At 33.1% G+C, this 14,968-nt stretch carries 13 protein-coding genes; 5 read left to right on the forward strand and 8 right to left on the reverse strand.

Features of this window, described 5'->3' with window-relative positions:
• Positions 1 to 5: 5 nt before the first annotated feature.
• Both CD034_RS10345 and CD034_RS10350 read right to left on the reverse strand, forming a co-directional pair.
• On the reverse strand, positions 6 to 641 hold the full coding sequence (locus tag CD034_RS10345; protein ID WP_017174996.1) for an ABC transporter permease: 636 nt from the start codon (positions 639 to 641) through the stop codon (positions 6 to 8).
• Positions 641 to 1,939: a betaine/proline/choline family ABC transporter ATP-binding protein gene (locus tag CD034_RS10350; RefSeq protein ID WP_002448357.1), complete on the reverse strand. Its 1,299-nt coding sequence runs from the start codon at positions 1,937 to 1,939 to the stop codon at positions 641 to 643. Before CD034_RS10350 ends, CD034_RS10345 begins: the two co-directional genes overlap by 1 nt.
• A gap of 446 nt (positions 1,940 to 2,385) precedes the next feature.
• Between CD034_RS10350 and CD034_RS10355 the strand changes: the two genes are divergently transcribed.
• The 3 genes from CD034_RS10355 (at position 2,386) to CD034_RS10365 (ending at position 6,833) form a co-directional block, all read left to right on the forward strand.
• A complete protein-coding gene (locus CD034_RS10355) occupies positions 2,386 to 3,441 on the forward strand; it encodes a 2,3-butanediol dehydrogenase (protein ID WP_002448606.1) in 1,056 nt (351 codons plus the stop codon).
• A 297-nt stretch (positions 3,442 to 3,738) separates the two neighbouring features.
• Positions 3,739 to 5,382 (forward strand): APC family permease, encoded by a 1,644-nt coding sequence (locus tag CD034_RS10360; RefSeq protein WP_049437279.1) that lies wholly within the window; start codon positions 3,739 to 3,741, stop codon positions 5,380 to 5,382.
• Between the two features lie 101 nt (positions 5,383 to 5,483).
• On the forward strand, positions 5,484 to 6,833 hold the full coding sequence (locus tag CD034_RS10365) for a carboxylesterase family protein (protein ID WP_049437278.1): 1,350 nt from the start codon (positions 5,484 to 5,486) through the stop codon (positions 6,831 to 6,833).
• Positions 6,834 to 6,881: 48 nt separating this feature from the next.
• Here the strand turns inward: CD034_RS10365 and CD034_RS10370 are convergent, their stop codons facing one another.
• From CD034_RS10370 to lnsB, 5 genes are all read right to left on the reverse strand, one after another.
• A complete protein-coding gene (locus CD034_RS10370; protein WP_002454882.1) occupies positions 6,882 to 8,057 on the reverse strand; it encodes an MFS transporter in 1,176 nt (391 codons plus the stop codon).
• Positions 8,058 to 8,188: 131 nt separating this feature from the next.
• Entirely contained in the window at positions 8,189 to 8,965 is a 777-nt protein-coding gene (locus CD034_RS10375; protein WP_002454881.1) for an ABC transporter permease, read from the reverse strand.
• Positions 8,958 to 9,620: an ABC transporter ATP-binding protein gene (locus tag CD034_RS10380; RefSeq protein WP_002448620.1), complete on the reverse strand. Its 663-nt coding sequence runs from the start codon at positions 9,618 to 9,620 to the stop codon at positions 8,958 to 8,960. Before CD034_RS10380 ends, CD034_RS10375 begins: the two co-directional genes overlap by 8 nt.
• Before the next feature lie 129 nt (positions 9,621 to 9,749).
• Entirely contained in the window at positions 9,750 to 10,559 is an 810-nt protein-coding gene (locus CD034_RS10385) for a CPBP family intramembrane glutamic endopeptidase (protein WP_103288359.1), read from the reverse strand.
• Between the two features lie 22 nt (positions 10,560 to 10,581).
• Positions 10,582 to 11,364 carry a CPBP family lipoprotein N-acylation protein LnsB gene (gene lnsB / locus CD034_RS10390; protein ID WP_037554310.1) on the reverse strand — a complete coding sequence of 261 codons (783 nt, stop codon included), beginning with the start codon at positions 11,362 to 11,364 and terminating at the stop codon, positions 10,582 to 10,584.
• 183 nt (positions 11,365 to 11,547) lie between these two features.
• Between lnsB and CD034_RS10395 the strand changes: the two genes are divergently transcribed.
• Positions 11,548 to 13,128, forward strand: coding sequence for an FMN-binding glutamate synthase family protein (locus CD034_RS10395; RefSeq protein ID WP_103288360.1), 1,581 nt, complete (start codon positions 11,548 to 11,550; stop codon positions 13,126 to 13,128).
• 53 nt (positions 13,129 to 13,181) lie between these two features.
• Here CD034_RS10395 and CD034_RS10400 read toward each other — a convergent pair whose 3' ends face one another.
• A complete protein-coding gene (locus CD034_RS10400) occupies positions 13,182 to 13,643 on the reverse strand; it encodes a DUF1307 domain-containing protein (protein WP_002448550.1) in 462 nt (153 codons plus the stop codon).
• A 160-nt stretch (positions 13,644 to 13,803) separates the two neighbouring features.
• On the opposite strand from CD034_RS10400, the gene CD034_RS10405 reads away from it, so the two are divergent.
• Positions 13,804 to 14,880: a M42 family metallopeptidase gene (locus CD034_RS10405; RefSeq protein WP_002454876.1), complete on the forward strand. Its 1,077-nt coding sequence runs from the start codon at positions 13,804 to 13,806 to the stop codon at positions 14,878 to 14,880.
• The last annotated feature ends 88 nt before the right edge of the window (positions 14,881 to 14,968 follow it).

The following is a 14,968-nucleotide window of genomic DNA, read 5'->3' on the forward strand; positions in this document are numbered from 1 at the left end:
TTAAACTATCTAGATACTTTAAGGCCTTTAGGTACAGCCCATTTTTCGACTAAAGATAATAAGAAATCCACAATTAGTGCTAAACAAGTCACTAAAATTGTAGCACTAATAATCATTGGTGGTTCATAGAGTGTTAAACCATTAAATACTAAATCACCTAACCCCCCTGCACCAATATAACTCGCAAGTGTAGCCCAGCTAATGACATACACACTTGCAAGACGTATACCACTGATAATCAATGGTAAGGCAAGTGGTAATTCCACGTCTTTCATTAATTGAAGTTTTGTCATCCCCATACTTGTTCCTGCTTCAATAATGTTCTTATCAATATTTTGAACGCCTAATACTGTATTATTTAAGATAGGTAATAATACATAGATAAATAAAGCTACAATTGCTGGTGTCTTACCTACACCAAAAATTGGAATCATAAGCGCTAAAATGGCAAGTGTTGGTACCGTTTGAAGTACACCTGCAATAGTCAATACAACATTCGCCGTACGTTTTGTTTTTGATAATAAAATACCAAGTGGTACAGCTACGACAATAGCAATAAGTAACGAAATAATAGAAATATAGAAATGTTCTATCGTTTTCGATACGAGTTCTTCTCCGTATTGTGCAAAAAAGTCTCTCATTAACGATCCACTCCCGTATCATCCGTATGATGGGTATGTTCTCTATCTGTTCCGTTCATAATATCTTCATGATAACGTTGTGTACCTTGCGATGTTAAACGTTGTTGCGTTTCATTTTGACGTTCATTCTCTCGCTCAACTTCATTTGAATAGGTTTTAGAAGAGTGACTCGTTTCATTCTCTTCACCCCAAATGGAGTCATACACAATATCTACTAAGTTTGCTCGTGTAATCAGTCCAATTAATGTATGATGATCATCTACTACAGGCACATTACGTACATTACGCTTTAAAATAGTTCGTACTGAATCTTGTAGTTTTGAATCGATATGTACTTTATAAACATCACGCTGCATCGTATCAATTAATTCTTTACCTTGACGTAATCCTTGATTTATATCTTCAATATCTAAAAAACCTAAAAGACGATGTTTATTATTCACTACAAAAATAGTGTCTATACGATGGTTTCTCATAATATTGACTGCATCATTAAGAGAATCGTCAGCTTGAATCGTAATGGGTTTGATCATTGCATCTTCAACCGTTCTCATGTTTGGTCGATCTTGAATCAGTCTATTTTGTCCAATAAATTCTCTAACAAAATCATTTGCTGGATATCTTAAAACATTGTCCGGTGTATCATATTGAACGATCTGGCCTTTCGACATAATACAAATTTTGTCTGCTAGCTTAATCGCTTCATCCATATCATGAGTTACAAAAATAAACGTTTTTCCTAACTTTTTTTGTAAATCTTTAACTAAATCTTGTAACGTATCTCTAGTTATAGGATCTAATGCACCGAACGGTTCGTCCATCAAAATAATGTCTTGTTCTGCTGCAAGCGCTCTAACTACACCAATACGTTGTTGTTGTCCACCCGACAGTTCAGACGGATAACGATCTAAATAATCCTCAGGTAAATCGACTAATTTAATCAACTCTTTTGCTTTAGCATCTTTCTTTTCTTTAGACCATTTTAAAAGTTTTGGAACGAGCACAATATTTTCTCTGATAGTCATATGTGGCATTAATCCAATTTGTTGAATCACGTATCCAATACTACGACGTAATTCTACTGGATTCATGCTACGTACATCTTTACCATTCATTTCAATTGAACCCTCTGTAGGTTCAATCATGCGATTAATCATTCTTAATGCTGTTGTTTTACCACTACCACTTGTTCCAATAAATGCAACAAATTCTCCAGCTTCAATATTTAAAGAAATATTATCGACTGCTTTCTTATTTCCAGAATAAATTTTAGTAAGGTTCTTTATACTAAGCGTCATAGGATGTCCCCTTCTATCGTATTAATGATGGAAAATTTTAAATACAAAAAAGCCAAAGTATTCTATTTTTGATTGTCTCAATCAAGAACCATATGGCCATTGCGTAATAAAGTTTTAAAAAATTGAATTTTAATAGAAATCGTTAAAATTCCACCACCTATACTTATATACCCTTTATAATTTTTTGAAACATTATTTATACGTAATAATTAATTTTTTTACCTAATTATTTTTTTAAGTTTTTAATTTTAATATTCCTTATATACAACTATTCATTGTAGACAGTACATTCTAACCTTTTTATATTGCCTACAATTAAAATTCGCAAAATTGTCAAATTATTCTAAAGTGTGTAACAATTCGTTTATATATATTTGAATTTCTGAGTTACTCGTATTAATCTATAATTGTAAAGTGTTTTTATTATGAAAGGGATGTTATATATCATGAAAGCAGCAGTATGGTATGGTCAAAAAGATGTTCGCGTTGAAGATCGTGAACCAAAAGAATTAAAAGATAACGAGGTAAAAGTTAAAGTATCTTGGGCTGGTATTTGTGGTACTGACTTACACGAATATTTAGAAGGTCCAGTATTTATTTCAACTGACAAACCTGATCCATTCTTAGGTCAAAAAGCACCTGTAACTTTAGGACATGAATTCTCAGGTATCGTTGAAGAAGTGGGGAAAGACGTTACAAAATATAAAAAAGGCGACCGTGTCGTTGTAAACCCAACTGTTTCTGCACGTGAAAAAGAAGAAAATTTAGATTTATATGATGGGTATACATTCATCGGATTGGGTTCAGATGGTGGTTTCGCTGAATTTACTAATGCACCTGAAGACAATGTGTATCACTTACCTGAAAATGTGTCTGCTCAAGAAGGTGCATTAGTTGAACCAACAGCAGTAGCAGTGCAAGCTGTTAAAGAAGGTAACTTATTATTTGGTGATACAGTGGCTATCTTTGGTGCAGGTCCAATTGGTTTATTAACAGTCGTTGCAGCTAAAGCAGCTGGTGCTAGTAAAATCTTTGTATTTGATTTATCAGAAGAACGTTTAGCTAAAGCTAAAGAGGTGGGCGCAACTCACGTTGTAAACTCTGGTCATACTGATCCACTAGAATTCGTAAACGAACACACTGAAAACGGTGTAGATGTAACATTTGAAGTAGCTGGTGTTGGCGTAACATTAGCACAATCAGTAAAAGTAACACGCCCAAGAGGTAGTGTTGTCATTGTTTCAATCTTTGCACACGAAGTTAACTTTGATCCAATGTTATTGACAAACTCTGGTGTTAAATTAACGTCTACTATTGCTTATACACCAACAACATTCCAACAAACAATTGATTTAATCGCAAATGGTAGCTTAGATGTTAAGAGCGTTGTAACAGATAAAATTGAATTAGCTGACATCGTTGAATCAGGATTCAATCAATTAGTTAATGATAAATCACAAGCTAAAATCCTAGTTAAATTAAATGGTGACCAAAAATATTAATTAAATGTTTTAACCCTGTAAAGAAGTTTTCTTTACAGGGTTTTTTGTATTATTTCAAATCATACGATTCTATGCCTATCATCTCTATTTTTATTTATCATTTATTCTCTTTCTACATCGGTTTCACTACATACTTTTTCATAACATTATCATCATTATATTATAGAAAAAATTTAATAAACTCCTTTTAATAATATTTTGAAATCTATTAAATATTTAGTTTGACTAATTAAATGATAAGCGTATAATTATATCGTGTTTTTTTATAAAAAATAAAATAAATTAAAAGGAGTATTTATGGGAAAGAATAAAAGCGATAATAAAATTAGCCTAACGCAGCTTGTGTTACTCGGTTTAGGTTCGTTAATTGGTTCTGGTTGGCTCTTTGGAGCATGGGAAGCATCTTCAGTAGCTGGACCAGCAGCCATTATCTCATGGGTCATAGGCTTCATAGTTATTGGAACGATTTCTTATAACTATATTGAAATAGGAACAATGTTTCCACAATCCGGTGGAATGAGTAACTATGCTCAATATACACATGGGTCATTACTTGGCTTCATTGCTGCATGGGCAAATTGGGTATCACTCGTAACGATTATTCCAATTGAAGCAGTATCTGCAGTCCAATATATAAGCTCTTGGCCTTGGGACTGGGCTAAGCCAACTCAGGCATTGATGCATAATGGTTCTGTAAGTACAATTGGTTTATTTGTTGTTTACATTATCATCATTGTCTTTTCATTATTAAATTATTGGTCTGTAAAATTATTAACATCATTTACAAGTTTAATTTCTGTATTTAAATTAGGTGTGCCACTCCTAACAATTATTATGTTAACAATCTCAGGGTTTGATGCAGGAAACTATGGTCATTCCTTGAATACATTTATGCCATATGGTAGTGCACCTATCTTTGCAGCAACAACAACATCAGGTATTATCTTCTCATTTAATGCATTCCAAACGATCATTAATATGGGCTCAGAAATTAAAAATCCTGAGAAAAACATTGCACGTGGTATCGGCATTTCACTAACATTAAGTGCAATTTTATATATTATCTTACAAAGTACATTTATCACTTCAATGCCACAATCAATGATTCATTCACATGGTTGGCACGGTATTAACTTTAATTCACCATTTGCAGACATGGCAATTTTATTAAGTATTAATTGGTTAGCCATTTTACTTTATATTGAAGCCGTAGTATCTCCATTTGGTACTGGTGTATCATTTGTAGCCATTACTGGTCGCGTATTAAGCGCTATGGAAAAAAATGGTCATATTCCTAAATTCTTAGGAAAAATTAATTCAAAATATAATATTCCACGTGTTGCGATTGCATTTAATGCTGTCATGAGTATTATCATGGTAACGTTATTCCGCGATTGGGGGGTACTTGCAGCTGTTATTTCAACTGCAACATTAGTAGCCTATCTTACAGGTCCTACTACCGTTATTGCGTTACGTAAAATGGGACCTAAATTGCATCGTCCCTTCCGTGGTAAATTATTAAAAATCATGGCACCTTTATCATTCGTATTAGCATCACTGGCCATTTATTGGGCAATGTGGCCTACTACAGCAGAAGTTATTTTAATTATTATTTTAGGTTTACCAATTTACTTCTTCTATGAATATAAAATGAATTGGAAAAATACTAAAAAGCAAATTGGCGGTAGCTTATGGATTATTGTCTATCTTATTTTATTAGCTGCTATGTCATTTATAGGTAGTAAAGAATTTAAAGGTATGAACTGGATTCACTACCCATATGACTTTATTGCTATTATTGTGTTGTCCCTCATTTTTTATAAAATTGGTTCTTCAAGTCACTTCAATAGTATTTACTTCAAACGTGCTAAGAAAATCAATAAAAAAATGAAAGATGGCTCACCAGAAGAAGCTGAAGCAGCTGCTAAAGGTAACGAATAATCATTCAAACGTCTGAAACAAGTTAGAGAATAGTCTCATCTTGCTTCAGACGTTTTTTTTAATGTTATATTAGATATAAGATAAGTATGGAGATGATACTGTTGACTTTAATTAAAACACATGGCGGAGATATTAAAGGCTATACTAAAGGGAAAATTAATTACTTTCTCGGGATTCCTTATGCTAATCAACCCATCAATGAACATCGATTTAAACACTCGAAATGCTTAAAAACTTGGGAAAAGACCATTGAAGCAACATCATTTAAATCTATACCACCACAACCACATAACAAACTCGAAACCTTCTTCTCATCACATGCTCAATTATTTAATCAAAGTGAAGACTGTTTATATTTAAATATTTGGTGTCAAAATAATCAATATAAAAATAAGCCTGTCATTATCTATTTTTATGGTGGTGGCTTTGTGAACGGACATGGTTCTCAGGAACTTTATACACCAGAACATATAGTTGCACAACATGATGTCATTGTCATTACGTTTAATTATCGTTTAGGTGCTTTAGGGTTTTTAGACTGGTCTTACTTCAATAGCGATTATAATAAAAACAATGGTTTGTCTGATCAAATTAATGCACTCAAATGGGTACATACGTTTATTAACTATTTCGGTGGAGATTCAAACAATATAACATTAATGGGACAGTCTGCTGGCAGTATGAGTATTATGGCATTAATGCAACGACCAGAATTAGATAAATACTATCATCAAGTGATGTTATTAAGTGGAACGCTACGTCTTGATTCTCATTTATTAGGACAAAAGAAAGCAGCCCATTTTGCCTATCTGAAAGATGCTTATTTTCCTAAAAAAAGAATGACTCACTTAACAACTTTAGATATATTATCATTAATGGCTTATGATGAAGCATCACGCGGAAAATCAAAAGGTCTTGAATTGATTTATGCACCTATTCAAGAGTCAAACATGTCTCGTCCTCTTTCTCAATTTACTAAACCGGTTGTTATAGGTACTACGAAAGAAGAAGGCAATATCTATATTCGTAATGAATCTAGAAAACTATCATCTGAGCGCTTTGTGGAAGTCATGAAATTAAATGATATACACCTTCACATTTCCCAAGCTCAAACTGGTAAAGACCAAGCCCGTATGGTGACAACTCATTATTTCGAAACACCTGCAATTTCATTTTTAAATCAACTTGACAACAATCCCCATTGTTGGAAATTACGTTTTGATTGGTGCCTTTCTAATGCATCACCGTTTCAATCTGCTTATCATATTTTAGATTTAGTGTTTTGGTTTGGAAAATTAGAGATTTTAAAAGCGCATGGTGTGAACTCATTAGAACATGAACGTCATCTCAGTAAACACATGATAGATGATTTAATCTATTTTGCGACATACCACACTATGCCGTGGCCATCTTATTCTCCTCAAACACCTTATTGTTATATATATAAATAAAAAGAAGCGGAACAATGAATTCAAAATGAATTCTGTTCCACTTCCTCCTTAATTTCTCATATAAGACATATTTTTTAAACTTAAGACAATAATAAGACCCATAGCTCCAACCATCGCGCTCACAATCGTGACTGCTTGAACAGAGATATTTGAAACAACGAGTCCTCCAATAATGCCTCCAAATCCTATTCCCGCATTCAGACTCGACATATTCCAACTCATCACTTGACTCGTATCACCTTCAACATGTTCAATCATACCACTTTGAATTGCTGGATTGGTACTCCACTGTACAATATTCCATATAAACAATCCAATTAATAATAGGGTAACAGTATGCAAAATAAGATTCATTATCAACATCATAACTATAAAAATAGAAAAGGCAATGATTAGCCAACGTTTACTGCTAAGTTTATCTGCTAATATGCCACCTAACGACGTACCAATCACCCCTGCAATCCCATTCACTAATAACGCCAATGATACAAATCCCATTTGATGACCATGATTCAAAATAAGAGGATTAATATATACAAATGTCACAGAATTTGCTACTAAAATTAAAAAAGTAATCGTTAAATATTTGACTACCTCCGCTGGTCTTAAAATTTTAGATGTATTTAGCTGTTTATTTGAAGTTGAACCCCATTGACGTTGAACTTGATTTAATTCTGATGTTGATGGTAAATACACCATCATCAGTACACCGGCTATCACACTCACAATAATAATAAATAAGAACGTAAATCTCCAACCTATTGCATCCCCAATCATCGTACCGATTGGGACGCCAAATACGTTAGCCCCACTAAATCCAGTATAAACGACACCAATCATTTTCCCTCTATTTTTAGGTATCGTTAACATCGCTGTTAAAGCTAAGACTTTAACAATAATGAGTGACGCTGCTGCTGAAGATAAGATACGTCCAATCACTAAAATAGTAAAGTTAGGCGCCATCGCAATCATGGCATTTCCGATAATAAATGCAACGAGTGTCCATAATAAGACCGGTCGTACTGCAAAGCGATTCGTAAGCTTAACAAGTATGGGTCCACAAATAGCGAAGGTTAATGCATATAAAGTCACAAGCTGACCAATAATCGCTTCAGAGACACCGAGATCTCCACTCATTAAATTCATAATTCCTGCAACCATCATCTCAACCATACCGACGATAAACACACTAATAATGAAGGTTGCCACTCGCATGACAGACATGCATAGAACTCCTTTCTTTCTATATTTTGGTATAAAAAAACAGTTACGCAATGGTAACCTTTATCATTCGTAACTGTTTCATTATATAATAATTTCTTAAACTTTTGTGCGAAAAAATATGTCGCTGAGATTTAATTATTGTCTTTTATATTCGTTGTACGTGCTACAAGTTGATGACGTGCATTAAAGAATTGACCATAACTTAAATACGTTGCAATCAATGCAGACATAATCGTTGCAGTAGTATGAATAAATACAACAAGTAATTGGAATTTGATGGCTTGTAATGGTGCCATACCTCCAATAATTAATCCTGTCATCATACCCGGAATAGACACTAACCCATATGTTTTTACAGAATCGATTGTTGGAACAATCGCCAAACGAATACTTTCACGAATCGCCCCTTTAGATGCAAGCTTTGGCGTTGCTGCTAATGTTAACTTAGATTCAATATCATCTATATCTCGAACGAACGCACGATCTAAATTTTGATATGCCAAATTAATGGCAATTAAACCATTATTTGCAAGCATACCACCGATAGGAATGACATCATTTGCTTTAAAATCGATGGCACCAGCAAGCACTGTACATGCTAATGGAATTGCTGTTGATATAAATATAGAAACAAAAGAAATCCAAAACACATGATGCATAACAGGCGATGCACGATGAATTGTATTCCAAGAAGCGTTAATAATAATGACTAATACTGCAATCAATAATATCCATACTTGATCAATTTTAAAAATATATTCTAATATCAATCCTAAAATTAATAATTGAACCACCGCTCTAATCGAAGCGACGACTAAATCTTTGATAATATGTAAGCCTTCTTTATATGAAATAATAATAGGAATTAATAATAATAATGCTGTTAAACAAAGCGCTGTATTACTCATTATGACTTAACACCTCCTCATTTGTAATCTGACCATCTTTAATAGTAATTCTTCTTTGGAAGTTTCTCATACTTTGATCATTACTATGCGTAATCCATAATATAGCGACGCCTTCATCTGCTAATTTAAAGATAATATCTTCAATTTTTTCTTTATTTTGCGTATCAAGTGCACTCGTTGATTCATCTAGAAGTAATATTTCTGGTTGATACATTAACTGGCGTGCAATAGCAATACGTTGACGTTCTCCACCAGACATATGTTCTACTTTTGAATCTAGACTATAGTTTGACAAGCCGACTTTATTAAGTAAATCATTCGCTTTATCTTCATCAAATTGATCATGATGCGTTAATGCTGGGAAAGCCATATTATCTTCTACTGTCGTTCCAAATAATTCACTTTGTTGCATCATGTAACTAATTTTAGAACGTAATTCTTCAGGACTGTACTCATCATATGGTTTTCCTTTAAATAATAATTCTCCTTCAGTCGGACTAATTAAATTGTTAAGTTGCTTTAAGAATGTACTTTTTCCGCTTCCAGAAGGACCAACCACTGCAACGGTTTCACCTTGATCTAATTTAAAATTAATATTATTGAGTATCGTTCGTTGATCGGCTTTGTAGGTCAGATGTTTTACTTCTAATAACACAAGCACTTCCTCCTTATCTTTACTCTTTAATGGGATGACATATTCTTTTTTATCATAACAAAAAAAGAGGCAAAGTAATGAAATTCAATGTTACTATTTTTTGAATTTCAATGACTCTACCTCTTACCCTTAACCCCAAATGATACTCATCATAATCGCTATAAAAGAAACAAAGTTATTTATCATATGAAGGGTAATTGTCATCGCTAAATTTCGACCACTTAAGTGATATGCCACAACAAATCCTGTAGCCATAATTATATAAGGACCAACTTCAAATGGTGATGATGCACTTGTCATATGTAATCCTGCAAATCCGAGCACTGACACGACATACATCACACCATACGTTAATTTTTTACCTAATTCATGAATTAACAAATGTCTAAATAATAATTCTTCTACAACAGGTGTAATAATCACAATATCTAAAAATAAAACAGGCCAAAGCCAATTGATTTCAAACATTTTAATAATCATTTTGTTATTTTCTGTATCATCAAACTGATATTGTTTCGGTAAAAATTCTACTAAATAACCATATACACCTTGTAATACATAAAGGGCCACCATCACAATAATAATGAGTGGAATATGTTTTTTTAAAGCTTTGAAACGTGAGATGGCAATAGGAATAATGGTTTTGCGATGCATTAAATAAAAGACTAATAATACAAGACATTGACCAATTAACGTAAAGACTTGTGCATAACCTAAATAATATTTTGTAAACTTACTTTCCGATATATGACCACCTGTGATGCCTGAAATCATTGCCATCACAATAAATGTAAGAATCAATGGAAAAACAATATTCATGACTAAGTATGTAGGTATTAGCCAAAAATCACGTTTAACAATACGTTTTGAATCAAATTCATTTCTTATCGGTCGTTGTTCTGAGGTTTGGTAGTATGTATCATTATATTCCGAAGTCATATAACTCTCCTATTCTTTCTATTTAAACAAGCTTATCAATCATTGTAATAATAAATATGATGAATTGTACAGTACTATGATAAAGATAGGAGGCTACTAAATTTTTCCCACTTTTCATATATACCATCACTGCACCTATTGAAATAATCATGTAAGGGATGGCTTCCAATATTGAAATTAAATCATATACTTGGACAATAGTTTCTATTAACACACTAACAATCATCATTACTAAAAGATTAAATGTTTTACCTAATTCATGAATCAATAGATGACGAAATAGTAACTCATCAATTAAGGGGCGTAATAATACCACTGAAATAAAAGTGAATATCAGCGCACTTGGATGAATAAACAATCCTTCTAAACGACGTTGTGCTTGTGTGTCTACGTAACCAAAAGGATGCGGTAATATGTGTGCCAATGCATTAAAACCATAATATAACATCACACTAACCATTACGATGATGATGATAAATTTCAAATAATGATGAATCGCAATACGATATTGTCGTCGTACAACACTCGCAATATAAAATTTGTGTAATGTAAAAAATAATCCTAACACAATAAATTGGGCAATCACAAAACTTAAACTTAGCATCACATTATATAAATAAGATGGCGGTGGTTGTTGGGTAACCATAGCCGTCACACCTAATACGCCAAAAACAATAATAATAGGCGTTAAAATTTGGAAAAAGATAAATAAAGGAATGAGTAGAAAATCCTTTTTTATTATTTTAGGACTACTCCATCGATTTTTTGATACCACTTGTGTGATCACATCTTTTTCTTTTTTCATATATCACCTCAACTATCTACGCATATAGTACTTTATCATTTAAACACATTATTGTCATAAGAGATTCTAACTTTTCCCTTATTTGATATTCAAAGATAAATATTAAATCTATTTATTTATCTTTGTAAATAAAATTTTTTGATGTAAGATTTACAGTATAAAGAGAATTGAGGGGGGATGGGCATGACAACTTTACTTACTGTCATGCAATTTATAGTTAATATTCTTATTATTATGGTGTTACTTTCTATATTAATGGTTGGATTATTTCTTTTATTCAAAGATAAAAGACAAGAACAACATAGTGTGTTACGTAATTTTCCTGTATTAGGCAGAGTACGTTACTTTTCAGAGAAAATAGGACCAGAATTACGTCAATATTTATTTGCAAATGATACCGAAGGAAAACCATTTTCAAGAAATCAATATACTGATATCGTTTTAGCAGGTAAATATCATTCAAGAATGACTAGTTTTGGTACAGAAAAAAACTATGAAGAAGGCTTTTATATTCGAAACGCTATGTTTCCATTACAAAAGTCAGAACTTCAAATTGATAACCATTCAATGATTTCAACATTTATTTATTCAATCGATAATGAACGATTGTTTAAGCGTGAAGAACATCGTGAGAACAAACACATCGATCCTTATTATTTATCAGATGATCATGCAGTTATTATAGGCGAAGAATTAGCACATCCCTTTAAAGTTAAACGTTTAGTAGGCCAATCTGGTATGAGTTATGGCTCATTAGGTGGTCGCGCGATCACTGCATTATCTCAAGGACTTGCACGTGCTGGCACATGGATGAATACAGGAGAAGGTGGATTATCTGAATATCATCTTAAAGGTGGCTGCGATATTATTTATCAAATTGGACCAGGTTTATTCGGCGTGAGAGATAAAGACGGTGGTTTTAGTGAAGAAGCTTTCTTAAATGTGGCAAACTATAAAGAAGTTAAAGCATTTGAAATTAAGCTTGCACAAGGTGCTAAGACACGTGGTGGTCATATGGAGGGCAATAAAGTGACAGAAGAAATTGCTAAAATTCGTCATATTGAACCCTATCAGACCGTCAACTCGCCTAACCGTTTCGATTTCATTAATAATCCGAAAGAATTATTAGAATTTGTAGCTAAGTTGCAAAAACTCGGTCAGAAACCTGTGGGCTTTAAAATTGTTGTAAGCAGAGTTGATGAAGTTGAGGCCCTTGTTCAAGAAATGATTAACCTAGATATTTATCCAAACTTTATTACTGTTGATGGTGGTGAAGGTGGAACTGGCGCAACATTCCAAGAATTACAAGATGGTGTAGGTCTCCCACTTTTTACTGCCCTTCCAATCGTTACTGGTGTTTTAGAACGTTATGATGCACGCAAATATGTGAAGATATTCGCATCTGGAAAACTTATTACACCTGATAAAGTAGCCATTGCACTTGGACTTGGTGCTGATTTATGTAATATTGCAAGAGGTATGATGATTAGCATTGGTTGCATTATGAGTCAACAATGTCATTTAAATACTTGCCCCGTTGGTGTCGCAACAACTGATCCTAAAAAAGAAAAAGCTTTAATTGTTGAAGAAAAGCAATATCGTGTCACAAACTATGTGACGAGTTTACATGAAGGATTATTTAATGTTGCGGCTGCAGTAGGTGTTAAAAGCCCAAACGAAATTACAGAAGATCATATTGTGATTAAAAGAAAAAATGGACATATTGAAGATATCGCAAGTTATAAATTAAAACTTATTCAATAGTCAACAAAAAAGTGAGACAATCCATCTAAGCCAATGGTTGTCTCACTTTTATATTATTCTTCATTCATATTGCTTTTTTTCTGGAATCCAATTTTTTTAAGTTCTTTGACCGTACCGTCCATTGTTACTTTTTTATAGTTTTTAGAATAATGCGCTAATGCAAAGTAACGACTAACGTCTTTTAAGTTTGCTTTGTTATAATCAATATCTATATTTTCAACTATTTTTTGATGCTTACTACTTAGCGTATATGTTACACCCTTTTTTCCTTTTAATGGACGATAATCTTTAAAAGATGTTTTACCTTCTTGTTTAGACATTCCGAGGTCCTCATATTTTAACGTACTGACAGTTGATTGTTTAATCACTTTATTATTTTTATAAGTTAATGTTGTAAGAACATGCTTACCATCAATATCACCTTCGTATGTTTTTGAACGTGATTGAGTACAAGCTCCTAATATACTCACACTTAACACTAACAACGCAAATAATGTTAAGACTTTTTTCATCATACTCATCTACTTCCCCATATTTAATTTTACACAAATTATATCACTTACTAACTATGAATAGGATACATTTAATTTACATAGATATGATAAACTATTTTTCATAAAATTCATTTTATCCATGCTACAATACACTTAACAACATTTTAGGAGGACTCATTGTATGAAAGAATCTATCGAATTACTAAAAACATTAACAGATGTTAATGGTATCGCTGGTTATGAATACCAAGTTAAAGAAAAAATGCGAGACTATTTAACACCGATTAGTGATGAGATTATCGAAGATGGTTTGGGTGGTATCTTTGGTAAAAAGGAAAGTAAAACGGGATCTAAATCATTAATGTTAGCTGGTCATTTAGATGAAATTGGATTCATCGTCACTAAAATTGACAATAATGGGTTTATTAAATTCCAACCTATTGGCGGTTGGTGGAGCCAAGTGATGTTATCTCAAAAAGTAACCATCACTACTGACGATGGTAAAGAAATACGAGGTATTATTGGTTCTAAACCTCCACATGTACTCGAACCAGACGCACGCAAAAAGTCTATCGATATCAAAGACATGTTTATTGATATTGGTGTTAGAAGTAAAGCAGATGCTGAACAATACGGTATTGAAATTGGAAATATGATTACACCTTATAGTGAGTTTGAACAACTTGCAAATGGTAAATATTTAACTGCCAAAGCATTTGATAATCGATACGGTTGTGCACTGGCTATTGACGTACTTAACAATCTTAAAGATGAATCAATTGGTATTAATTTATATGCAGGTGGCACTGTACAAGAAGAAGTTGGTTTACGTGGCGCTAAAGTCGCAGCAAATAAAATTAACCCCGATTTAGCTATCGCAGTCGACGTTGCTGTCGCATACGATACACCTGGAATGGCACAATATGGTAGTGATACAGCCATTGGTGACGGTCCAGTAATTATTTTAATGGATGCTTCAAATGTGGCACATCAAGGCTTACGTCAACATATTAAAGAAGTGGCAAAAAAACATTATATTACTGTTCAATGGGATACAACACCACGCGGTGGTACAGATGCTGGTAGTATCCATGTTGCTAACGATGGTATTCCAACAATTGCCATTGGTGTAGCATTACGCTATATGCACTCAAATGTATCTGTTCTCCATACGGATGATTATGAAAATTCAGTACGATTAATCACTGAAATTGTACGTTCTTTAAATGACCAAACGTACAATCAAATCAAATGGTAATTTGAATATTGAAATATTACATCTACTTATGTTAATATCACATTAACGAGTATTAACGTCATAACGATACGAACCCCTAGTCTATTGC

Origin of the sequence: Staphylococcus hominis subsp. hominis (assembly GCF_002901845.1) — a bacterium.
In the GTDB taxonomy this organism is placed as follows: domain Bacteria; phylum Bacillota; class Bacilli; order Staphylococcales; family Staphylococcaceae; genus Staphylococcus; species Staphylococcus hominis.